General features: G+C 60.8%; 22 protein-coding genes. 5 read left to right on the top strand and 17 right to left on the bottom strand.

Features of this window, described 5'->3' with window-relative positions:
• Positions 1-35: 35 nt before the first annotated feature.
• The gene (locus ROSMUCSMR3_RS00785; protein WP_081506141.1) at positions 36-1,859 is read right to left on the bottom strand and encodes an extracellular solute-binding protein; all 1,824 of its coding nucleotides are present in this window, start codon (positions 1,857-1,859) and stop codon (positions 36-38) included.
• A 282-nt stretch (positions 1,860-2,141) separates the two neighbouring features.
• Between ROSMUCSMR3_RS00785 and ROSMUCSMR3_RS00780 the strand changes: the two genes are divergently transcribed.
• Positions 2,142-2,915, top strand: a complete 774-nt coding sequence (locus ROSMUCSMR3_RS00780; RefSeq protein WP_037297722.1) for a 3-hydroxybutyrate dehydrogenase — start codon at positions 2,142-2,144, stop codon at positions 2,913-2,915.
• Positions 2,916-3,043: 128 nt separating this feature from the next.
• Here ROSMUCSMR3_RS00780 and ROSMUCSMR3_RS00775 read toward each other — a convergent pair whose 3' ends face one another.
• Positions 3,044-3,739 carry a DUF502 domain-containing protein gene (locus ROSMUCSMR3_RS00775; RefSeq protein WP_008280918.1) on the bottom strand — a complete coding sequence of 232 codons (696 nt, stop codon included), beginning with the start codon at positions 3,737-3,739 and terminating at the stop codon, positions 3,044-3,046.
• A gap of 257 nt (positions 3,740-3,996) precedes the next feature.
• Between ROSMUCSMR3_RS00775 and rpsB the strand changes: the two genes are divergently transcribed.
• Positions 3,997-4,761 carry a 30S ribosomal protein S2 gene (gene rpsB, locus ROSMUCSMR3_RS00770; RefSeq protein WP_037297615.1) on the top strand — a complete coding sequence of 255 codons (765 nt, stop codon included), beginning with the start codon at positions 3,997-3,999 and terminating at the stop codon, positions 4,759-4,761.
• 77 nt (positions 4,762-4,838) lie between these two features.
• Positions 4,839-5,711 carry a translation elongation factor Ts gene (gene tsf, locus ROSMUCSMR3_RS00765; protein ID WP_081506140.1) on the top strand — a complete coding sequence of 291 codons (873 nt, stop codon included), beginning with the start codon at positions 4,839-4,841 and terminating at the stop codon, positions 5,709-5,711.
• Between the two features lie 376 nt (positions 5,712-6,087).
• Here the strand turns inward: tsf and ROSMUCSMR3_RS00760 are convergent, their stop codons facing one another.
• The 5 genes from ROSMUCSMR3_RS00760 to ROSMUCSMR3_RS00740 form a co-directional block, all read right to left on the bottom strand.
• Positions 6,088-6,843 (bottom strand): LuxR family transcriptional regulator, encoded by a 756-nt coding sequence (locus ROSMUCSMR3_RS00760; protein WP_008280915.1) that lies wholly within the window; start codon positions 6,841-6,843, stop codon positions 6,088-6,090.
• Positions 6,840-7,283 carry a type II 3-dehydroquinate dehydratase gene (aroQ, locus tag ROSMUCSMR3_RS00755; RefSeq protein ID WP_081506139.1) on the bottom strand — a complete coding sequence of 148 codons (444 nt, stop codon included), beginning with the start codon at positions 7,281-7,283 and terminating at the stop codon, positions 6,840-6,842. The genes ROSMUCSMR3_RS00760 and aroQ overlap by 4 nt, the downstream gene beginning before the upstream one ends.
• Positions 7,284-7,532: 249 nt before the next feature.
• Complete coding sequence (locus ROSMUCSMR3_RS00750; protein ID WP_081506138.1) at positions 7,533-8,939, bottom strand: MATE family efflux transporter; 1,407 nt, start codon at positions 8,937-8,939, stop codon at positions 7,533-7,535.
• 91 nt (positions 8,940-9,030) lie between these two features.
• Positions 9,031-10,290: an NAD(P)/FAD-dependent oxidoreductase gene (locus ROSMUCSMR3_RS00745; protein ID WP_081506137.1), complete on the bottom strand. Its 1,260-nt coding sequence runs from the start codon at positions 10,288-10,290 to the stop codon at positions 9,031-9,033.
• Between the two features lie 3 nt (positions 10,291-10,293).
• Positions 10,294-11,517: an acyl-CoA dehydrogenase gene (locus tag ROSMUCSMR3_RS00740; protein WP_081506136.1), complete on the bottom strand. Its 1,224-nt coding sequence runs from the start codon at positions 11,515-11,517 to the stop codon at positions 10,294-10,296.
• Positions 11,518-11,620: 103 nt separating this feature from the next.
• Between ROSMUCSMR3_RS00740 and ROSMUCSMR3_RS00735 the strand changes: the two genes are divergently transcribed.
• On the top strand, positions 11,621-12,532 hold the full coding sequence (locus ROSMUCSMR3_RS00735; RefSeq protein WP_081506135.1) for a LysR substrate-binding domain-containing protein: 912 nt from the start codon (positions 11,621-11,623) through the stop codon (positions 12,530-12,532).
• Between the two features lie 6 nt (positions 12,533-12,538).
• On the opposite strand, the gene phoB is transcribed toward ROSMUCSMR3_RS00735, so the two are convergent.
• The 10 genes from phoB to ROSMUCSMR3_RS00685 all read right to left on the bottom strand — a co-directional run bounded on the left by phoB (position 12,539) and on the right by ROSMUCSMR3_RS00685 (position 22,036).
• Entirely contained in the window at positions 12,539-13,228 is a 690-nt protein-coding gene (phoB, locus tag ROSMUCSMR3_RS00730; protein ID WP_008280909.1) for a phosphate regulon transcriptional regulator PhoB, read from the bottom strand.
• Between the two features lie 15 nt (positions 13,229-13,243).
• Positions 13,244-13,972, bottom strand: coding sequence for a phosphate signaling complex protein PhoU (gene phoU, locus ROSMUCSMR3_RS00725; RefSeq protein WP_008280908.1), 729 nt, complete (start codon positions 13,970-13,972; stop codon positions 13,244-13,246).
• A gap of 10 nt (positions 13,973-13,982) precedes the next feature.
• Entirely contained in the window at positions 13,983-14,783 is an 801-nt protein-coding gene (gene pstB / locus ROSMUCSMR3_RS00720; RefSeq protein ID WP_008280907.1) for a phosphate ABC transporter ATP-binding protein PstB, read from the bottom strand.
• A gap of 16 nt (positions 14,784-14,799) precedes the next feature.
• A complete protein-coding gene (gene pstA, locus ROSMUCSMR3_RS00715; RefSeq protein WP_081506134.1) occupies positions 14,800-16,152 on the bottom strand; it encodes a phosphate ABC transporter permease PstA in 1,353 nt (450 codons plus the stop codon).
• A complete protein-coding gene (gene pstC / locus ROSMUCSMR3_RS00710) occupies positions 16,149-17,609 on the bottom strand; it encodes a phosphate ABC transporter permease subunit PstC (protein ID WP_081508508.1) in 1,461 nt (486 codons plus the stop codon). Before pstC ends, pstA begins: the two co-directional genes overlap by 4 nt.
• A 60-nt stretch (positions 17,610-17,669) precedes the next feature.
• Positions 17,670-18,707 (bottom strand): substrate-binding domain-containing protein, encoded by a 1,038-nt coding sequence (locus ROSMUCSMR3_RS00705; protein ID WP_008280903.1) that lies wholly within the window; start codon positions 18,705-18,707, stop codon positions 17,670-17,672.
• 165 nt (positions 18,708-18,872) lie between these two features.
• Positions 18,873-19,919 (bottom strand): ATP-binding protein, encoded by a 1,047-nt coding sequence (locus tag ROSMUCSMR3_RS00700; RefSeq protein ID WP_081506133.1) that lies wholly within the window; start codon positions 19,917-19,919, stop codon positions 18,873-18,875.
• Between the two features lie 6 nt (positions 19,920-19,925).
• Positions 19,926-20,447, bottom strand: a complete 522-nt coding sequence (locus ROSMUCSMR3_RS00695) for a gamma carbonic anhydrase family protein (RefSeq protein ID WP_008280901.1) — start codon at positions 20,445-20,447, stop codon at positions 19,926-19,928.
• On the bottom strand, positions 20,444-21,085 hold the full coding sequence (gene gmk / locus ROSMUCSMR3_RS00690) for a guanylate kinase (RefSeq protein ID WP_008280900.1): 642 nt from the start codon (positions 21,083-21,085) through the stop codon (positions 20,444-20,446). The genes ROSMUCSMR3_RS00695 and gmk overlap by 4 nt, the downstream gene beginning before the upstream one ends.
• Positions 21,086-21,145: 60 nt before the next feature.
• Positions 21,146-22,036 (bottom strand): YicC/YloC family endoribonuclease, encoded by an 891-nt coding sequence (locus ROSMUCSMR3_RS00685; protein WP_081506132.1) that lies wholly within the window; start codon positions 22,034-22,036, stop codon positions 21,146-21,148.
• Between the two features lie 253 nt (positions 22,037-22,289).
• Between ROSMUCSMR3_RS00685 and ROSMUCSMR3_RS00680 the strand changes: the two genes are divergently transcribed.
• Positions 22,290-22,940 (top strand): PAS domain-containing protein, encoded by a 651-nt coding sequence (locus ROSMUCSMR3_RS00680; RefSeq protein WP_081506131.1) that lies wholly within the window; start codon positions 22,290-22,292, stop codon positions 22,938-22,940.
• Positions 22,941-22,961 lie beyond the last annotated feature (21 nt).

The raw sequence follows: 22,961 nt of genomic DNA, 5'->3' as shown, positions 1-22,961 counted from the left end.
TGTCATTTGCCTGTGTCTGCTGCGATTTTTTATTATTAGTCTTGTAACCACCATACCTCGGGGAGGAATCCAATGCCATCCCCATAGATCGGCAGCCGGTCTGAAGGGTATGTCAACTGTGACTTATGCGCAATACGACCCACGCTATATTGATGGATCGGGATCACGTAACGCCCTGCTGTCAGCACCCGGTCAAGCGCGCGGGTGGCGGCGACAAACTCGGTGCGGTCACGGGCGGTCAGCATGGCGCGGATCATCGCCTCGGCGGCGGGGGATTTCATGCCCATCAAGTTACGGCTGCCGGGTTGGTCGGCATACTCGGCCCCCCAATAGAAGGTCTGTTCATTGCCGGGGCTGAGCGAGAGCGAGCGGCGCATCATGGTGAGGTCAAAATCAAACTGGGCCTCACGCTCGGCATATTGCGCCTTATCGGTCATCTCGAGCTTGAGGGTGATGCCCAGACGTTCAAGCGCGCGGGCGTAGATATCCATCATGGCGCTGGCCTGTGCCATGAGGCCATCCTGTTGCAGGAGCACGGTGAGGGTGAGCGGTTGGCCCGCTGCGTTGACAAGCTGCCCATTCTCGACCCGCCAGCCTGCCTCTTGCAGGAGGTCGGCGGCGCGGCGCAGATTGCCACGGTTGCGCGCGGTGCCATCGCCCACTGGCAGGCTGTACCCCTCTAGCGTGCCGGGCGGGAGCGTATCGGCGAAAGGGTCCAGCAGGGCGCGCACGCGGCCCGTCGCGGCGCCATGATCCATGCCGAGTTCCGAGCCCGAGAAATAAGAGGTGATGCGCGGCTGTCGCCCGCCAGTGAGGGTGTCGTTGATATACTCGAAGTTGAAGGCGGTGATCAGCGCCTCGCGCACGCGCCAATCATCCAGCGGCGCACGGCGGGTGTTCATCACAAAGCCGGTCATGCCCGAAGGTTTGCCATGGGGGATTTCGCTTAAGGTAATGTCGCCGCGCTGAACGGCGGGGAAATCATATTGGCTGGCCCAGGCCTCGGCGTTGAATTCGCGCACATAGCTGACCAGCCCCGCCTTGAACGCCTCTTTCAGCACGGTGTCATCGCCGTAGAATTCGATGCGGATTTCGTCGAAATTATGGGTGCCGCGCCGCAGGGGTAGGGCGCGGCCCCAATAGTCTGGGTTGCGCTTCAGGGTGACGTGGCGATTGACCTCGTAATCGTTGACCACATAGGGGCCGGTGCCGATGGGGATGTCCTCGATCCCGGCTTCTGTGATGTCGCGCCCCTGCCATTGCGATTTTTGCAGGATCGGGCGCAGGCCGGCCAGAAGCGCCAATTCGCGATCCTCTTCGGAGAAGGTCAGGCGCACGGAGCGCGGGCCGGTTTGCGCGATGCTGGCGACCTTGGTCCAGAAGCCGCGATAGCGCGGGTGGCCTGCGGTGCCCAAAGTCTCGTAGGACCAGATCACATCCTCGATGGTCACGGGCGCGCCATCGGAGAATCGGGCCTCGGGGCGCAGAGTGAATTCGACCCATGTGCGGTCTTCATCCGTCTCGACCGATTCGGCCAAAAGGCCATAAAGTGTGAAGGGCTCATCCCAAGAGCGGCCCATCAGCGTCTCATGGGTGAGGTCAGCCAATTGCCAAGGCGGGGTGCCGCGCAGGATGAAGGGGTTGAGCGAATCAAAGCCGCCGACATTGCCGGTGACGACCCGGCCCCCCTTGGGCGCGTCGGGGTTGGCATAGGGCAGGGACACAAAATCAGGTGGCAGCGCCGGGGCACTATACATAGCTATGCCATGCGCGGGGGCGGCAAGCCCCGGACCACCCGCCCAGACCAAGAGCATCGCGGTCAGTCCGGCCCGGATATGGCGGAATAAATCTGATCTCATTTCAGCGACAATCCCTTGATGCCCTTGTTTCCTTGGGTCGGACCCTAAAGAGGGATTCAAGGCTTTTCAAACTTTTAGCTTGGACTGCGGCGCAGGATTGCTTATAAAGGGGGCACTGCTCGATAGGTTTCTTGCCTGTATGAAACCTGCCTCAATAACTTAACGCCCGCTTCGTGCGGGCGTTTTTTTTGCGCCTGTCTGGCAGGCAGTATGGCTATTCCCCGTGCAATTTGCAGATGCAGCATATATGCTGCGCACGCAATGTTTATTGGGAGAAACCGCATGACTGTTAAAGGCAAGACCGCCGTCATTACCGGCTCGAATTCCGGCATCGGACTTGGCATCGCCGAAGAACTGGCGCGGGCCGGGGTCAATGTGGTGCTCAACTCTTTTACCGATTCGGAAGAGGATCATGCGCTGGCCGCGAGAATCGCCAAGGAGACGGGTGTTGAGGTGCGCTATATTCAGGCGGATATGTCCAAGGGCGATCAATGCCGGGCGCTGATCGAAAAGGCGGGGCGTTGCGATATTCTGGTCAACAACGCCGGTATTCAGCATGTCGCGCCGATTGACGCGTTTCCGAGCGAGAAATGGGACGCGATCATCGCGATCAATCTGAATTCCGCGTTTCACACCACGGCCGCTGCGCTGCCGATGATGCGCAAGGCGGGGTGGGGCCGGGTGATCAATATCGCAAGTGCCCATGGTCTGACCGCGAGCCCCTATAAATCTGCCTATGTGGCGGCCAAACATGGCATCGTGGGCCTGACCAAGGTTACGGCGCTGGAAACCGCGAAAGAGCCGATCACCGCCAATGCGATCTGTCCGGGCTATGTGCTGACGCCGCTGGTCGAGGCGCAGATCCCCGATACGATGGAGAAATACGGTATGGGGCGGGAAGAGGTGATCGAGAAGGTCATGTTGGAGCGGCAACCGTCCAAGGAATTCGCCACGACCGAGCAGTTGGGCGGCACGGCGCTGTTTCTATGCTCGGATGCGGCGGCGCAGATCACCGGCACCACGATCAGTGTTGATGGGGGATGGACCGCGCTCTGAGAGGAGAGGCCGGGGGCGCGGCCCCCGGACCCCCGAGGTATTTTGGGCCAGATGAAACAAAGTCTGGCGCTCTGTTGCATGACAGGGCCGCATGGGATGGCGCGCGGGATGTCTGGGGCAAATGCCCCCTAATCCTCTGATTTTTTGCGCATTTCCTCGGATTTCTTCTGATCCGGATAGACCAGACCGGCGGAAATCACCAGTTTGGCGGCGTCTTCGATGCTCATATCCAGTTCGATCACATCCTCGCGCGGGAAATAGAGCAGAAAGCCTGAGGTGGGGTTGGGCGTGGTCGGGACGAAGACGCTGAGCACCGCGCCGTCGGTCCGGGCCTTTTGGTTGATCTCGCCGCGCGCCTCGGTCGAGATAAAGCCGATGGCCCAGATCCCCTTGCGCGGATATTCGACCAAACAGGCCTTTTCGAAGCTGCGTTCGGATTGGGCAAAGACCGTTTCGGCAATCTGTTTGACGCCAGAATAGATCGAGCGCACCACCGGCATACGGTTCACAAGAGATTCCGCGAAGAGGATCAGGGACCGCCCGATCAGCCCCTTGGCCACCCAGCCCACGAGCACGGTGAAGATCAGAAAGATGATCACCCCGACACCGCGCAGGTTGATGCCGATATATTGTTCGGGCTGATACTGTGCGGGGATGAGCGGCAGGACAAACCCATCGACCCAGCCGATCAATGTCCACATCAACCAGACGGTCAGGCCCACAGGGGCAATGACCACAAGCCCGGTGAGAAAGGACGCGCGCAGGCCGCCGAAGCGTTTTGGTTTGCGCGGCGGAGGGGGCAGATCGTCAAAGGGAGTGTTCATCACGGTTCCATCCTGCGGATCACGCGGATATCTAGGCACAATAGACCCCGCTCACAATGGGGCATAGGGCCCTGTTGGCGACGTCGCTCAAAATACCTGAGCGGGGCTTGTATAGGGGCCAGAGGGCAGGTATACGCGCGCCACTGTAACCCGCAGGCATGGGCGGGCTGTTGGGGGAGACATCCCCAACCGTCCACCGGTTGAAGCATCCGCTTCTCTTCCCGTGCCGAGGCGAAAACCGGAAAAGGAACTTTGTAATGGCTCTTCCCGAGTTCACGATGCGTCAGTTGTTGGAAGCTGGCGTTCACTTTGGTCACCAGACGCAGCGTTGGAATCCCCGCATGGGCGAATTCATTTATGGCGCGCGCAATGGCATCCATATCATGGACCTCACCCAGACCGTGCCGCTGCTTGATGCCGCGCTGCATGCAATCCGTGAGACCGTGGCCAAGAACGGCCGCATCCTGTTTGTCGGCACCAAGCGTCAGGCCGCACAGCCGATCGCCGAAGCCGCAGAGAAATGCGCCCAGTATTACATGAACCACCGTTGGCTGGGTGGCACGCTGACCAACTGGCAGACCGTGTCCAAGTCGATCCAGCGTCTGAAGCAGATCGACGAGATGATGGAGCATGGGGCAGAGGGCCTGACCAAGAAAGAGCGTCTGGGCATCGAGCGCGACCAGATCAAGCTTCAGGCCAGCCTGGGCGGGATCCGCGAAATGGGCGGCGTGCCGGACATGTTGTTCGTGATCGACGTCAAGAAAGAGGCGCTTGCCGTGGCCGAAGCCAACAAGCTGGGCATTCCGGTTGTGGGCATCGTGGACACCAATTGCTCGCCTGCGGGCATTGATTACATCATCCCCGGCAACGATGACGCCGCACGTGCCATTGCGCTTTATTGCGATCTGGTCAGCCGTGCTGCGCTTGACGGTATGTCGGCACAGTTGGGTGCTGCGGGCGTTGACATGGGCGCGTTGGAAAACCTGCCGGTCGAAGAAGCGCTGGCCGAAGCCGAGAGCTGAGGCACCGTCATCAAACTGACATGGGGGCAGGGGTATTCCCGCCCCCAATCCCGAGACCGAATTTGAGGAGAGCCGAGATGGCGATCACTGCTGCAATGGTAAAAGAACTGCGCGAGAGCACAGGCGCAGGCATGATGGACGCAAAGAAAGCGTTGACTGAGACAGATGGCGATATGGAAGCGGCGGTTGACTGGCTGCGCACCAAGGGTCTGGCCAAGGCCGCCAAGAAATCCGGGCGCACCGCTGCCGAGGGTCTGGTTGCCGTCAAGGTTGCGAATGGCGTTGGTGTCGCGGTTGAGATCAATTCCGAAACCGATTTCGTCGCAAAGAACGCGGATTTTCAGGGCATGGTTGCCTCGATCGCGGAGGCTGCCGTTGACGTGGCTGACGTGGACGCGCTGAAGGCTGCAACCGTGAACGGTAAGGCTGTTGCCGATCTCGTGACCGACAAGATCGCGACCATTGGCGAGAACATGGCGCTGCGCCGCATGGCCCGCGTTGAGGGTGACGGCGTGGTGGCCTATGTCCACAATGCCGCCGCTGAGGGCATGGGCAAGATTGGCGTTCTCGTGGCGTTCAAGGGCGATGAGAGCTTTGCCCGTCAGGTGGCCATGCATGTTGCCGCGACCAACCCCGCCGCGTTGAACGAGGCGGTTCTGGACCCGGCGATTGTTGAAAAAGAGCGTCAGGTGCAGATCGACATCGCGCGCGAATCCGGCAAGCCGGACGCGGTGATCGAAAAGATGATCGTGGGCCGGATGGCCAAGTTCATGGCAGAAGTCACGTTGATGGGTCAGGCGTTTGTGATGAACCCCGATCTGACGGTCGAGGCCGCGGCCAAGGAAGCCGGCACCGAGATCTCCGCATTCGTGCGGTTGGAAGTCGGCGAAGGCATCGAGAAGAAAGAAGAGGACTTTGCCGCAGAGGTGGCCAAGGTCGCTCAGGGCTGATCCGCCCGACTGATCACTCAGACAGGGCGTCCCGGTGGGGCGCCCTTTTTTATTTTCTGCGCTTTGGGCCTGAGGTCTAAATGAAAAAACGGTGCCTTCCTTGCGGAAGGCACCGTTTCTTGACCGGCGCGTCTATTGGGGATGAAACACCGATCAGGTAGCGCCGACCGTCAGTCCCGATAAATAAGAACCAACGGCCGACATCCGGATTAGCCGGAGTGAGAAACACCGCCTGTCAATTGATCAAACGATCCTGCCCACATTTGTTCCCAGGCAAAATAGCCACCACTCACGGAACGATCTGATCATGCTACGTAACGTCAACTTGCGAAAGTAAGGAAATCCATACCATCGCTTACAGGCTTCATTTTATTGACTATTTTTCAATAAAAAAGATCTGGTTCTGGAATGCCGCCTTGAGCACCGCCTGTGCCGTGGTTTCAACAGACAGCGCCTGTCGCGCGAGGCGCAGGTGCTTTTCAACGGTGGCCGGGGTCAGGCCCATGATGGTGGCGGTGTCTTGGATCGTCTTGCCGTCGCCAACCCAGCCCAACACTTGGCGCTGTCGTAGGGTCAGGGCGCGGCCCGGTGCGCAATAGGGCAGCGAGAGAATGCGCAGATGTGCGACATTGTTGAGGGCAAGGATCTGCTCGCCGCACCGTTCCCAGAGGTCGTCCACCTCTGACTGAGTTACGCCCTTTCGCGCCGTGAGGGCAATCGCGCCTTTGGTGCGCGGGCTGAACGATTTGAAACTGATGGAATAGCCTGCCGTCACACCATGGGCATGGTTGAACTCGACGACCCGGCGTTCCTGGGGGGTGAGGGTGCCGCTGTCGGTCATGTGGCGCAGCACAGACCAAGAGCAGGCGCCTTCATTTTCAAGCGCCCAACGCACCATGGGCGCGTTGAAATAGAGACCTTCACCCACAAAGACATTCGTGTAGCAGGGATCGTGATTTGTCAGCATTAGGAAATCGTCGGGATCGCCGAGCGATGTTGCGGTGCGATACCGTGTGTAGCCATAGATCAGCCGGTCAAAGCCATACTCTGCCATGAACTGGGTATGATGATCCCACAGTTCCTCAATCGTGGCGGCATTGAGCAGGGTGTTGACCCTCGCGGCTTCGATCATCCGGCACGCTCCAGATGGCCGAGCATCGCATCAAGCGCCAGAACATAGCCTTGCGCGCCAAAGCCGCAGATCACCCCAACGGCGACGCGGGCAATGTAGGACTGATGGCGAAACGCCTCGCGCGCATGCACATTCGACAGATGCAGTTCGATGGTCGGAATGGCGACCGAACTGATGGCATCCATCAGCGCCACAGAGGTATGGGTATAGGCACCGGCGTTCAGAATGATGCCGTCATAGGTGCCACGTGCCGCGTGAATCTGATCGAGCAGCGCGCCTTCGTGATTGCTCTGGAAAAAAGCAAGAGTGACGCCGCGCCGACGGGCGGCATCCTGACACATGGTTTCGATATCAGCGAGGGTTGTGTGCCCGTAAACCTCGGGCTGTCGTGTGCCCAAAAGATTAAGATTGGGTCCGTTCAGAAAGAGAAGTGCGGTCATGGTAAAACTCCTGCAATCTTCTCTTAAACCGCGAATCCGTTCCGAGTCGAGGCCTGCGTGGTCGTACCGCGCGCATCTGCAGGGTGATGTGTATTCTGATCACTGTTGTTGCAAGGAGTCTCACATCAAAAGGAAGGTGTAAGGTGTGGTTTTTAAGTGATTTACAGCGAAAGCTGTGTGCCGTGACGCGGTTTTCGTGATCTATATTAATTACATAATACTGATTATGCGAATTAAGGATATAGACCTTCAGGACCGGCTGCACCGGTTCATCACCACCTGCATGCGTTGGTCGGGGCATGAGAAATGCCCCAACAAAGGATCCTTACACGGTGCTTCGATCACGCGCAGGCTGAGCCATGTGGCGACACCGGCAAAGACCACCCCGCCAAGCGCCTGACCCAAAAGAACCCCCGGCGCGCCCCAGATCATCCCGAAGGCCACCGCAAAGGGCCAAATCCCCAGCGTGTTGCGCGCCCAGTTGATCCATGTCGAATAGCCCGGATGGCCAAGGTTGTTGAACGAGGCATTGGCAATGAAGATCGCCCCGTTGAAAAAGGACGCAAGCGCCAGCGGGCCTAGGTAGAGGTAGAGCAAGCTGCGCATCTGTCCGGTGGCGTCAAAAAGATCAGCAATCGGCCCGCGAAGCACAAAGAGCAGCGCCGACATCGTGAGCACGTAGAGAGCCAGAAACTTGAGCCCGTCAAAGAAGGTCTCTTGCACCCGGTCCAGCCGCCCTGCCCCAAAATTCTGGCCAAAAATCGGCCCGATGGCCCCAGAGAGCGCCAGAACCACCGAAAAAACAACGGGCACCAGCCGATTGATCACCGCCATACCGGCCACAGCATCTGCGCCATATTTGGCCATTTCCCGCGTCACGATCGCGGCACCGACGGGGGTTGCGACGGTTGCCAGCATCGCGGGCGCGGCAATCTTGATCGCGCCGCCGCAATCGCGCGCCACGCAGGCGAAATGTGGTTTGGCAAAGGCCTGATAGCGCGAGATGGCATAGCCCAAGGCCAATGCCATGGTCGCGATACGCGCAAAAACCGTTGCCACTGCCGCTCCTTCGAGGCCCATGTTGAGGCTGAAGATCAGGATGGGATCAAGCACAAGGTTAACACCAGCGCCCAAGAGCGCGGGATACATCGCCCCACGCGCATCGCCATAGGCACGCAACACTGCCACGGCAACCATCGAGAGGCCCGAAACAAAGGTAGAGGGCAGAATGATCCACAGATAGGTCGCCGCCATGTCGCGCATCGCGCCGTCTGCGCCCACCAATCCGAGGATTTCATTGACAAAAGGCAAGGCCAAAAGGGGCACAAGCAGACCCACCGCCACAGCAAATACCGCCGTTGCGCTGGCTGCTTCGCGCGCGGCGGCGCGGTCTTTGCGTCCTTCAGCCTGTGCAACAAGCGCCCCTGCGGCGATGGAGAGGCCGATGTTGATGGCGCTTGCAAAGAACATGATCGTGCTGGCATAGCCTGCGGCGGCCGCCAATTCCTCGCGGCCGAGCATGGCAATGAACAAAATATCAATAAGATCAACGGCAAAGATAGCCATCAAGCCGATGCTTGAGGTGAAGGACATCACCGAGATATGCCGAAAAAGATTGCCTTGGGTAAAGCTGCCGCCGGTGTCGGTGAGGGCCATGTTCTGCTCCTGTTAACTTACCGGTGACCACATATACCCGAAGCAAAGGGGTGCAATTGGCACGCGTTCAACACTTAGTGTGCAAATCTGCTCAGCCGCGGTCCGCCACCGCATGAACCAGCCGCGCGCCGGTCTCGTAATAGAGCGATTTGAGGGTGACGAACTGCTCTGCATGGCTTTCGACCACGGGAACAGGAAGGCCGCTGTGATCGCCAGACAAGAGCGCCAGCGCGGCGGCACGGCCAAAGACGGTGCCGGGGCCGATGCCCCGCCCGGAATAGCCAAAGATCGCCAGAGCGCCCGGCCCCATGCGCTGAATCCGGGGCAAATGGTCGTGGGTCATGGCGATGCGACCGGCCCATGCGTGTTGAATTTCCACACCAGACAGACGCGGGAAAAGCTGTGTCAGCTTGCGCCGCGCCCAATTGGCATGAACGGTCACATCCCCCCCCATGCCCCCCAGTATAACGCGCCCTGCCCCGTCGCGGCGCACGGACGTCATCACGAGGCCCGTATCCCAGCACCCCTCGCCACCTGCCAGAATATCGCCCGCCAGATTGTCGCCGATGGGGGCAGTCGCCAGCTGGAAATACTCGACTATCGGCACATCGGGGCGCGAGACATGGGTGACGGGGCGGTGATAGGCATTGGTGGCGATCAGCAGATGCCGCGCCCGGAGTTTGCCGCCGGGGGTGGTGATGATCCACTGGCCGCTGCGATGTTCGGCGGCGGTGACAGGGGTTTGCTCGCAGATCAAGGCGCCTGCGTCATGGGCGGCGCGGGCCAAGCCGCGCGCATAGGAAAGCGGCTGAATCGTGCCCGCGCGCGCATCGTGCAATGCGCCATAAAACCTATCCGTGCCCGTGCGTTGCGCGGTGCTGTTCATGTCAATCAGGCGCACGGGCGCGCCGCGTGCGGCCAATTGCGCGTGGCGCGATTGCAGGTCTGCCATCGCCTTGGGCGCGTGGGCCAGATGCAGGGTGCCGTTGCGGGTGGCCTCGCAGGCGATGCCATGCTGTGCGATCAGGTCAAAGACCAGCGATGGGGCCTCGGCGAGAACCGCGTTAAGATGTTCGCCCGGCCCAGGCCCGAGGATTTTGCACACATCATCGGGTGGCAGCCAAAGCCCGGCGTTGACAAGGCCCACGTTGCGGCCAGAGCCGCCCTCGCCCACGGTTTCGGCCTCGAGCACGGCGACATCAGCCCCCTGCCCGGCTGCATGCAGCGCCGCCGACAGGCCCGTAAACCCCGCGCCGATGATGGCCAGATCCACCATGCGTTCACCGCGCAGGGGCTGTGCGGTGTAGGTTTCAGCGGCACTTGCGCGCCAGAGGTTGCCAAGCCCCGGCATGGATCAGAAGAAGGCCTGAAGCCCGGTCTGTGCCCGGCCAAGGATCAGGGCATGCACATCATGCGTGCCCTCGTAGGTGTTGACCGTTTCAAGGTTGACCATGTGGCGGATGACCTGAAACTCTTCGGAAATGCCGTTGCCGCCGTGCATATCGCGGGCGTGACGGGCTATTTCGAGCGCCTTGCCGCAATTGTTGCGCTTGATCATCGAGATCATTTCAGGGGCGGCATTGGCCTCGTCCATCAGGCGACCGACGCGCAGCGCCGCTTGCAGGCCGAGGGTGATTTCGGTTTGCATATTGGCCAGTTTCAGCTGAAAAAGCTGGGTTTGCGCCAAGGGGCGGTTGAACTGCTTGCGATCGAGCCCGTATTGCCGAGAGGCGTGCCAGCAGAATTCGGCGGACCCCATAACGCCCCATGCGATGCCATAGCGGGCGCGGTTGAGACATCCAAAGGGGCCTTTAAGCCCTTGAACATTCGGCAAAAGAGCGGATTCCGGCACCTCGACGTTATCCATCACGATCTCGCCGGTGACAGAGGCGCGCAAGGAGAGTTTGCCGCCCACTTTGGGCGCGCTGAGACCCTTCATGCCCTTTTCGAGGATGAAGCCACGGATTTTGCCGTCATGCGCCTCGGATTTGGCCCAGACAACAAAGACATCCGCGATGGGGCTGTTGGAAATCCACATCTTGCTGCCGGTCAGGCGATAGCCGCCCGTTGTGCGCATGGCGCGGGTTTTCATGCCGGCAGGATCGCTGCCCGCATCCGGCTCTGTCAGGCCGAAGCAGCCGATCAGATCACCACTGGCCAGACCGGGCAGATATTTGCGCCGCTGTTCCTCGGAGCCATAGGCATAGATCGGATACATCACGAGCGAGGATTGCACGCTCATCATCGACCGATAGCCCGAGTCCACCCGCTCGATTTCACGGGCGACAAGGCCATAGGTGACATAGTTGGCACCCAGCCCGCCGTATTCCTCGGGGATGGTGGTGCCCAAGAGGCCCATTTGGCCCATTTCCTTGAAGATATCGGGGTCAACGCGCTCTTCGCGGTAGGCGGCGATGACGTGCGGTTGCAAAACTTCCTGCGCAAAGGTGCGGGCGCTTGCCGCGATCATACGCTCTTCTTCGGAGAGTTGATCATTGAGGCGAAAGGGATCGGCCCAATCAAAACTGTTGAGATCTGGGGCATCCTTGGCGCGCAGGGTTGGAGTATTGGCGTTCATGGCGGGCTCCTGTCACTTAATTTGCGAGTTGGGCACAGGTTACACTGGCAAAACGCCGATGAATAACGATAAATTCACATAGACGTATGAGTAAACCGCAAGAATGACCCTGCCCCGCCGCTTTCTTCCGTCGATTGCCTCGTTGCGTGCGCTAGAGGCGCTGGACCGTTTGGGCAGCGCCACAGCGGCGGCGGCGGAACTGTCGCAAACGCAAAGTGCGGTCAGCAGGCAATTGAAAACATTGGAGGATCAACTTGGCGTGGGGTTGGTCGTGCGGCAAGGGCGTGGTATTTACCTGACGCCGGAAGCTGCCGATTATGCCGATAAAATCCGGGGCGCGCTGCAACAGATTGCGCAAGCGTCGCTCAAGCTAACGACGGATCCGGCGGGCGGGAGTCTGAGCCTTGCGATTCTGCCGACATTCGGGATGCGCTGGCTGGTGCCGCGATTGGCCGAGTTTGCGCGGCTTTATCCCGAAGTGACGATCAACCTGTCAACACGGCTGAAGCCGTTTAACTTTGTCACGGAACCCTTTGATGCAGCCATACATTTTGGCAAGCACGATTGGTTGGGCACCGAAGCGCTCCGGCTGCGGACCGAGCGTGTGGTGGCGGTGGCAACGCCAGAATTCTTGGCAGCGCATGCGCCAATCGAACGCGCGGCAGACCTGATGCGCCTGCCGCTCTTGCAGATTGAGACGCGCCCCGGTGCCTGGCCTGCGTGGTTCGAAGCGCAGGGCGTGACCGGGGCCAAGGTGAGCGGCACCATCTATGACCAATTTTCAACCATCACGCAGGCGGCGTTGCATGGTTTGGGGGTCGCTCTTTTGCCGGATTATCTGGCAGAGCAGGATCTGGCGACGGGCCGATTTAGATCAGCTTGGGGGGACAAGACGCTGATTTCCGGGGCTTACTATCTTGTTTGGCCCGTCCAGAATGCGCGCGATCCGGCGCTCTGCAAGTTCCGCGATTGGCTGGCGGGACAGGCCGAGGATGAAGACCTGCTGCCGCGCTGACGGGGATCAGCCCAAGGCATAGCCCGCGCCGCGCACGGTGCGCAGCGGATCATCGCCGCCGTGCTGGCACAGCGCCTTGCGCAGCCGCCCGATATGGACATCGACGGTGCGGGTGTCGACATAGATGTCACGGCCCCAGACGCGATCAAGAAGTTGCTCGCGCGACCAGACGCGGCCCGGTTTTTCCATGAAGGTCGACAGCAGGCGAAATTCCGTAGGGCCGAGTTTCAACGGCTTTTCACAGCGGGTCACGCGGTGGGTTTCGGCATCAAGCACGATATCGAGATATTCCAGCCGTTCGCCCACTGTAGCGGGGCGGGTGCGGCGCAGTTGGGCGCGCACACGTGCCATCAGTTCGACCAGCGAATAGGGTTTGATCACATAGTCATCGGCCCCGGTTTCCAATCCGCGCACGCGGTCCACCTCTTCAGAGCGGGCCGAGAGCATGATGATCGGGATGCCGCGCGTTTCCGAGCGGGTCTTGAGCTGGCGACAGACCTCGATGCCCGACACATTCGGCATCATCCAATCCAGAACGATGATGTCGGGGGGCATTTCCGCCACCATCAACAGCGCCTCTTCACCATTGCTGGCGGTCAGAACATGAAAGCCGTCGGCCTGGAGATTATAGCCCAACACTTCGCGCTGTGCCGGTTCATCCTCGACCAAGAGGACGGTGGGTTGATCAGCAGACATCGGCGGCTCCTCGTGTTAGTGGCTGCCCTTGGGCGCAAGGCTGGGGTCAACCGAGGTCGTATCGCTTTTGGGGCGCGGATCATCGGGGAACTGGCCCGAGACAAGGTAGATCACCTGTTCAGCGATAGAGGTGACAAGATCGCCCATGCGTTCGGTGTTCTTGGCGATGAAATGCAGATGCATGCAGGGCGTGATGTTGCGCGGATCTTCCATCATGAAGGTCAGGAATTCGCGGAAGATCGCGTTATACATCTGATCGACATCGAGGTCGCGGCGGATCACCTCATGGGCGAGGTCCATGTCGCGCTGGATATAAGCGTCGAGCACGTCTTTCAGCATTTCTTCGACCTCGCGGGCCATGCGCCGCAGGGCCGAGGGCGAGCCGTTGACAGCCGCCATCTGGCTGAGGACCGAGGTGCGTTTTGCCATGTTCTTGGCATAGTCACCGATGCGTTCAAGGCTGGCGGAAATCTTGATCACGGTCAGGACAACCCGCAGATCGCGCGCGGCGGGCGACCGCAGCGCCAGCACGCGGGCGGCCTCTTCGTTGATCTGCTCTTCGAGCGCGTCAATCGCCTTGTCGCGGCCGCGCACCTCTTCTGCCAGTTCGTCATCGCGGGTTTCAAGCGAGCGAGCGGCGTCGGAGATTGCGCGTTCGACCATGCCGCCCATCTTCATGATATGGGCCTGAATGGTCTCGAGGTCGCGGTCGAAGGATGAGACGATGTGCTGATGGTCAGACATGGAGCGTTCCTTAGCCAATGCGCCCGGTGATGTAGCTTTCGGTGCGCTCATCCTTGGGGTTGGTGAAAATCTGGCCGGTATCGCCGAATTCGACGAGATGACCGAGGTGGAAGAAGGCCGTTTTCTGGCTGACGCGCGCGGCCTGCTGCATCGAGTGGGTGACGATCACCACAGAAAACTCTTGCCGCAATTCGTCGATCAATTCCTCGACCTGCGCCGTGGCGATGGGATCGAGCGCCGAGCAGGGTTCGTCCATCAACAGAACCTCGGGCGAGGTGGCAACGGCACGGGCGATGCACAGACGCTGTTGCTGGCCGCCCGAAAGGCCGGTGCCGGGCTGATCGAGCCGGTCCTTGGCCTCGTTCCAGAGAGCGGCGCGGCGCAGGGATTTTTCGACGATTTCGTCGAGATCTGCCTTGGTGCGGGCAAGCCCGTGGATGCGCGGGCCATACGCCACGTTGTCATAGATCGACTTGGGGAACGGGTTGGGTTTCTGAAACACCATGCCCACCTTGGCGCGCAATTGCACCGGATCGACCTTTTTGTCGTAGATGTCTTCGCCGTCGATGCGGATGTCCCCCTCGACGCGGCAGATGTCGATTGTGTCGTTCATCCGGTTGATGCAGCGCAGGAATGTGGATTTTCCACAGCCCGACGGGCCGATAAAGGCGGTCACGGTCTTGTCCAGGATATCGACATCCACGTCCTTGATGGCATGCGTCGCGCCATAATAAACCTGCACCTTGCGCGCGGCGATCTTGATATCGTTATTGGTCACTGTCGTCTCCGCGAATTTTGGGGCGTCATACATGGGTCTATACCTTTGTTTACCAGCGGCGTTCAAACCGTCTGCGCAGCAGGATGGCGGCGATGTTCATGATCACGAGGAAGACGAGCAACACGATGATGGCCCCGGATGCGCGTTCCACAAAGGCCGGGTCGCCACGCTGCGTCCAGTTATAGACCTGCACGGGCAGTGCGGCGGCGGGGTCAAAGAACCCTTCGGGCGGGCCTGCGGGATATTCGCGCACAAAGGCAACCATACCGATCAGCAGCAGGGGTGCTGTTTCGCCAAGCGCCTGCGCCAGACCGATGATCGCGCCGGTAAGGATGCCGGGCATGGCCAAGGGCAGGACATGGTGAAAGATCGCCTGCATCTTGGACGCGCCCACACCGAGGGCTGCATCGCGGATCGAGGGCGGCACAGATTTCAGCGCCGCACGGGTGGCGATGATGATGGTGGGCAGGGTCATCAGCGTGAGCACGAGACCGCCCACGATGGGGGCCGATTGCGGCAGGCCTACCATATTGATGAAGATCGCCAGACCCAGGATACCGAATACGATGGACGGCACGGCGGCGAGGTTCGAGATATTCACCTCGATCAGGTCGGTCCAGCGGTTCTTGGGCGCGAATTCCTCAAGATAGATCGACGCCGCGACACCCAAGGGCAGTGACAGGACCAGCACAATCAGCATCATATAGGCCGAGCCGATGATCGCCACGCCCAGACCGGCGGCTTCGGGGCGGGTGTCAGAGGCATCGGGCGCGGTGAAGAAGGCCCAGTTGAATTTGGTCGTAAGGATGCCTGCGTCTTTGAGCTGTTGGGCAAGCTGCAATTGCTCGGGCGAGACATTGCGGTCGAGTGCCGCGCTTTCCATGGTCACGCGGCCTTTGAAGAACCCGTCGATGCGGCCTGCGGCCAGCAGATCGAAGGGCACGGTTTCGCCGATCCTGTCCGGGTTGGCCAAAACAAAGTCGCGCAAGGTGGCGGGGGCCTCTTTCGAGATCAACTCGCCGGCGGCCTTGGCATTCGCGACATCCGAGGTGACACCGGTCCGCTCGATCGCGGCGACCATTGCCGCCTCGATCAGCGGGGTATAGCCGAAGGTCGAGACCTTGGCGATGTCGTCGGGATTGCGGTTGCCGTTTTTGTCAAGTTTTGCGGGGTCCAGATAGACCTCAAGCTCGACATAGGTCTGCTGAAAAGACGATAGGCCACTGGCAAGGATCGAGGTCAGCAAGCCGACCAAGGAAAGAACACCGATGGTGACGGCGACAAGCCCCATCATGCGGAACCGCGCCTCTTTGGCATTGCGTTGCTTGGTGCGGGCATCCTGCGTCAGCAAAGACCCTTTGCGCGGTGCCGGAACAGCGTCTGAGGCGGTGAAATCGGTCATTCGTACTGCTCCCGGTATTTGCGCACGATCACAAGGGCGATGACATTCAGCCCAAGCGTGAAGACAAAAAGCGTAAGGCCGAGGGCGAAGGCGACCAGCGTTTCAGGGCTGGCGAATTCGGTATCGCCGGTCAACTGGCTTACGATCTTGACGGTGATGGTTGTCATGGCTTCGAACGGGTTGAGGCCAAGTTTGGCGGCGGCCCCTGCCCCCATGACCACGATCATGGTCTCGCCAATAGCGCGGGAGGCGGCCAAGAGGATGGCCCCGACCACACCGGGCAACGCGGCGGGCAGGATCACCTGCTTGATGGTTTCGGATTTGGTAGCGCCAAGGCCATAAGAGCCATCGCGCATGGATTGCGGCACGGCGTTGATGATGTCATCCGAGAGCGACGACACGAACGGGATGAGCATGATCCCCATGACCAGACCGGCCGTCAGCACCGAAGAGGACGAGGTGCCAAGGCCCAGTGGCGAGGCGATATAATCGCGCAGGAACGGGCCCACGGTGATCAGCGCAAAGAGGCCATAGACGATGGTCGGGATACCGGCGAGAACCTCGATGGCCGGTTTGGCAAAGGCGCGCAGCGGCTTGCTGGCATATTCCGCCAGATAGATCGCAATCATCAATCCCAGAGGCACCGCCACCAGCAGTGCCAGAAAACTGACATAGAGCGTGCCCCACAAGAGCGGCAGGATGCCCAGATCAGACCCGCCCCGGAATTGCGGGTTCCACACGGTCGAAAAGAAGAAATCGCGCGCCGGATACATCTTGAAGAAATTGATGGTCTCAAAGAGCAGCGATGCGACAATACCCGCAGTGGTGAGGATCGCCACCAGCGAGGCACCGATCAAAAGCGCCAGCACAAAGGTTTCAGAGGCGTTGCGCGCGCGTTGATCGGGATGCACCCGCGACCAAGACCACACCAGCAGGCCAAGCGACAGCCCCAGCACCGCTAGGGTCATCAGAAAGTTCCCGGCATTTTGCGATTTGCGCAGCTCCTTGGCCGCCTCGAACACAGGCACCGGCACATCCGAGCCAAGCGCCACGCCGACAGTGCCAAGCCGGTTGCGAATGTCGGTGAAATCCGCGCGCATTGCGCCCAGATCGTCCTCGGACATCTCGCCTGCGGCCATCAGGGCATCAAGCCCGCCCGCAATCCGGCGCACATCGGCCATGACAAGGCTCTTGGCGCCGCCTTCGGGGATCACACTGTCGGGGATCATGCCCGCGACACGCCCCTCAATCATCAGGGGCTGCAAAAAGAGCCAAGCGAGCATCAGCAATAGCGCCGGGACTGCCGTATAAAGCGCGACCGCCTGACCATAATAGTTCGGCAGCGAGTGCAGTTTCTTGCCCGTGGTCTTGGAGGTTGCATAGGCGCGTGCGCGCCCCAAGAAAAAGCCCAGCCCACACAGGCCGAGCACGATCAGGGTGATATAGCCGGTACTCATCTGCTCTCCGCCAAAAAGGGAGGGATGGCGCGGATGCGCCACCCCTCAGAGGTCTTGGTCTTAGTTCAGCACGCCCATGGGCACGCGGTTGGCAACCATTTCCTGCGTCTTGGCAAGCTCGGGGTCAGACACGAGGCCATAGGCCGAGAGCGGGCCATCGGGGCCTGAGATTTCGTCGGACACGAAGAACTCGATATATTCCTGCATGCCGGGGATCACATCGAGATGCGCGTTCTTGACGTAGAAGAACAGCGGACGCGACACCGGATATTCACCCGAAGCGATCGATTCGACCGAGGGAACAACGCCGCCCATGGTGGCAACCTGAAGTTTGTCGGTGTTGTTCTGGTAGAACGAGAGGCCAAAGACGCCGATACCGTTCTTGTTGGCATCCACACGGGCCAGCGTTTCGGTATAGTCGCCGTCGATGTCGATGGACACGCCATCGGTGCGCAGCGCCATACATGCCTTTTCAGCGGCTTTCTCGTCGCCGCCATTGGCCGCGAGGTGCAGATCATAGGTGCCGTTTTCTTCGCAACCGGCGATGATCACCTTTTCGTCGAACACTTCGCGGGTGCCGTGCTTGGTGCCGGGCACGAAGGCGAGGATTTCGTCGCCGGGCAGATCGGCGCGAACATCGGACCATACCTTGTTGGTGTTGTCGGCCAGAGCGCCATCCTTGGACACCTGAGCCGCCAGAGCCGCGTGCCAATCGGCCGGGGTAAAGGCATAGGCCGGGCCGTTAATGTCAGAGGCAAACACGATGCCGTCATAACCGATGCGGACTTCCATGATCTCGGTCACGCCATTCTGGGCGCAGAGGTCGATGTCGGATTGTTTGATGCGCGAAGAGGAGTTGGCGATGTCGATGGTGTTTTCACCCACGCCTTCGCACAACTTCTTGCGGCCAGCGCCCGAACCACCGGATTCCACGACCGGGGTTGGGAAATCAAAGTTTTCGCCAAACGCTTCGGCGACGATGGCGGCATAGGGCAGCACGGTCGAGGAGCCAGCGATCTGGATGTTGTCACGGGCCGCAGCAGTGCCAGCGGCGAGGGCCGTCAGGGCCAGGGCGGAAACGGTGGATTTGAACAGCATGAGTTGCTCCTGAGTTCGGTTTCACGGGACGCCCAGGCAGGGGCGACCTCGGGATCACCACTAGGTGAGAACCACAACGCTTTTGTTACACTTATGTAACGGTTTTATGACACGCGGAGAAGTTGGTGGTTCTGGGCGATTTTTTCGCGGTCGAGGCGGGCGTGCTCAGGCCTCTTGGCGATCCCATTGCGGCAGAATCACTGAAAATTCGGCACCCTCCCCAAGGGTCGAGGAGATTCGCAGCCGTCCACGGTGACGATTGACAATATGCTTGACGATGGCGAGGCCAAGGCCCGTGCCCCCCATCTCGCGCGAGCGGTGGGTGTCGACGCGGTAGAAACGCTCGGTCAGCCGGGGGATATGCAGCGGCTCGATTCCGGGCCCCTGATCACGCACCCGCGCCAGAATGGCCGGCGCACGCAGGGTGGCATCGCGCGCAATACGTTCCAGCGTGATGGTGATATGGTTGCCTGTACCGCCATATTTGATCGCGTTTTCAATCAGGTTGGTAAAGACCTGCTGCAACTGGTCATCATTGCCGCGCACGATCATGCCGTCGGGCGCCTCAAAGGTAATCTCGCAGGCACGATCACGCGCCAAGGGGCGCAAGGCATGCAGAACCGAGCCGATCACCTGACCCAAGTTGACCTCTTCGCGCGGGCGCACGCGCTCTTCGCTCTCTACCCGGCTGAGGGACAGAAGATCGCGCACTAGGCGCTCCATCCGGGCCGCTTCGGACTGCATGATCCCAAGGAATCGGTCGATGGCGGCCTGATCGTGGCGCGCAGGCCCTTGCAGGGTCTCGATGAACCCCATGAGCGCGGTGAGCGGCGTGCGCAGTTCATGGCTGACATTGGCCACGAAATCGCGCCGCATCTGGGCGGCATGTTCGCGCTCGGTCAGGTCCTCGAAACACACGAGCGTGCCGCGCGCATCCAGCGTTTCGACATAGCCCACATGCACCTGAAAGCTGCTGTCACGCCCCGCCTCGGATGTTTGATAGGTGATCTTGCGCGGCTGTCGGTCGCGCAGGCTGGCCTCTATTGCCTCGAGCACATCGGGCTGTCGGAGCGCGGTCAAGAGATGTCGCCCCTCAAGCCCCTGCCCAAAATGATCGCGCGCGCCTTGATTGGCGGCGATGATGCGATCATCCGGCCCCACCAGAATGGCCGCCAGCGGAATACCTGCCAGAACCGTGGCCAGACCCTGCATCGCCCGTCAGAGCGCCACAAGCCCGGTGCGATACCGGCGCATATTCTGTTGGTAATGCAGCGCTGTGGCGCGCAGCGTGGCAATCGCGGCGGCGTCCAGACTGCGCACCACCCGGCCCGGCGCGCCCATCACAAGGCTGCCTTCGGGAATTTCTTTGCCTTCGGTGATCAAGGCCCCTGCGCCGATCAGGCTGTTGCGCCCGATGCGCGCACCATTAAGCACCGTGGCCCCCATGCCGATCAGCACGTTTTCTTCCAAAATACAGCCATGCAGCATCGCCTTGTGCCCGATGGTGCAGCCCGGCCCGATGACGAGCGGATAGCCCATATCGGTGTGCATCACGCAGTTTTCCTGCACATTGCTGCCCGCACCCACGCGGATTTCCTCGTTATCACCGCGCAGGGTGCAGCCGAACCAGACCGAGGCCAAATCCTCGATCACCACTTTGCCAATCAGATTGGCATCGGGGGCGATCCAGCTGTCTTCGGCAATCTGCGGCGCGTGGCCGTCGAGCGTATAGATCGTCATTGCATCTCCTCGAATTCAGTTTGCAGCGCGCGCACATGTGCGGTTAGCCCAGGTTGCTGACTGCGGCGCAGGCGCGTGGCCTCGATGATCGTTTTGAGCCGCGCCTCGGTGGCGTCCAGATCTTCATTGACCAGCACGAAATCATAGCCGTCCCAATGGCTGATTTCGTCCCAGCTTTTCTCCATCCGTTTGGCGATGACATCGGGCGCATCCTGTCCGCGCGTTTCCAGCCTGCGGTGCAATTCGCGGATCGAGGGCGGCAAAAGAAAGATCGAGAGCGTATGCGCGCCCAAGGCCGAGTTACGGATTTGCTGCGCGCCCTGCCAATCAATATCAAACAGCACGTCACGCCCTGCGTCGATGGCGGCCTGAACCGGGCCCCGTGGGCTGCCGTAGAAATTGCCAAACACATGCGCATGTTCCAGCATGTCGCCGGCGGCTACATCCTGTTTGAACTGCGGCTGCGACATGAAGTGATAATCTTGACCGTCCACCTCTCCGGGGCGCGGCGCGCGGGTCGTGGCCGAAACCGAAAAGGCAATCGTCGGGTCCCAGTCACGCAATCGCCGTGATAGCGTGGACTTGCCCGCGCCGGACGGCGAGGAAAGAATGATCAAGAGGCCCCTGCGGTTGCTCATGCTGTCCCTTGTCCTTCTTCTTGGTGCAAATACTCAAATCCTGCGCGGGCCGCGCGTGCCTCATTCGACATTTTGCACCTGTTCGCGCATCTGGTCGATCACCGTCTTGAGGCTGAGCCCGATCTCGGTCAGGCCGCTATGCTGCGCCTTGGAGCAGAGCGTATTGGCCTCTCGGTTGAACTCTTGGCTGAGAAAGTCGATCTTGCGGCCCACGGGCGCGCCGGACTCAAGCAGGGTAAGGGCGGCCCGCACATGGGCGCGCAGGCGGTCCAATTCTTCGGTCACGTCGAGCTTGACCGCGAGCAGTGCCAATTCCTGTGCCAGACGTGCGGGATCGAGATCGGTGGCGCTGTCCCGTAGGCGGGCCAAGGCCGTTTGGTGCGCGCGGGCGATGTCGGCGCTACGCTGGGCGAGCAGGTCTTGGGCCGCTTGCGTCAGGCGGGCGATCTCATCCAGTTGCGCGTGCAGAATCTGCGCCAGAGCCGCCCCTTCGGCGGCGCGCATGGCAAGAAAATCGGTGAGCAGCGGTTCGAAATCCGCAAGAAGTGCGGCGCAGAGCGCGGTGCTGTCACTCTCGCCGGTGCCAGCTTCGAGCACGCCGCGCAGCGTCAGGATGTCGGCAGCGGTGGCCGGGGCGAGCGACAGGCCAGAGGACATGGCGCGATCCTCGACGAGGGCCATGGCGCGCAGCACATCCTCGAGCCGGTCCGGGTTGACCGCCACTTGGCCGCTGGCATCCGCACTGTTGAGCCGCAGGGTGAGCGAGACATTGCCCCGCGCCAGCACCTGCCCCAGCCGCGCCCGGAGCGCGGGGTCCAATCCCTCGATCCAGTCGGGCACGCGCAGGCGCAGGTCGAGCCCTTTGCCATTCACGCTGCGCAAGTCCCATGTCCAGTCATGGCCCGGAATGGCCCCTTTGGCAGTGGCGAAAGCGGTCATCGACTGGATCATCGGCGGTCGTCCTTGGGGCTTGCGGCGTTGCCCCGTCCTAGTGCGTGACCCGGCGGCTGGCAAGTCCCCGGTGGCCTGCCCCACCGCCCCGAGAGGTTAACCAATCCCCGCGATTTTTAGATAAATTCCCAAAAACTTGTGGCAGTCTTGGTCCAACGTGCGGTGCCTCAGGTGCTGCGCAAGGTTCATCAGGCAGGCTGTCGTTGCAGGGCTTGATCGGCAGGGTGCAAGGCAGGGTGCAAAGGAGTGGCTCATGCAGGATGACAGAACCATCTCGTGTTTTCCGGGGGTCACAGCCGTTGACCGGCTGCACGCCGCCGACTTGCAGGCGCTTCACAGCTATTGGGCGGGGCTTTGCGAGGGGGCCGAGGTGCCGCGCCGCTCAGACATCAACCCGCGCCATATTGGCGGGCTGCTGTCCAACGCCTTTATCGTCGAACGCATCGCACCGGGGGTGACGCGGCTGCGGGTGGCGGGGTTGCATCTTAATGCGTTGATGGGGATGGAAGTGCGCGGCATGCCATTGTCGAGCCTGATCACGCCTGCGGCGCGCGAAACCTTTGCGCTGGCGCTGGTGGATCTTTTCGAGCGGCCTGCGCGATTGGACATAGACCTGCACGCCAAGGCGGGATTGGGACGGCCCGAGATGACGGGGCGTCTTTTGCTCTGGCCGTTGCGCAGTGATCTGGGGGATGTGTCGCGGGCGCTTGGCTGTTTGGTCACGCAGGGCGACATCGGCCGTGCCTCGCGCCGGTTCGAGATGACATCGGTTCGGGTGCTGCCCTTGGACGACACAGCGGCACCGGCGGCAAAGCCGATTGAACCCTTACCCGGAGGTCTGCGCGGTGAATGGCCGGTGCGCGGTGCGGCGCGCGGGCGTGCGCATCTGCGGGTGGTCAAGTAAGCCGCGCTGAGACACCAACCG

The sequence above is a fragment of the Roseovarius mucosus genome (genome assembly GCF_002080415.1).
In the GTDB taxonomy this organism is placed as follows: Bacteria; Pseudomonadota; Alphaproteobacteria; order Rhodobacterales; family Rhodobacteraceae; genus Roseovarius; species Roseovarius mucosus_A.
This window is presented reverse-complemented; position numbering and strand designations above follow the sequence as displayed.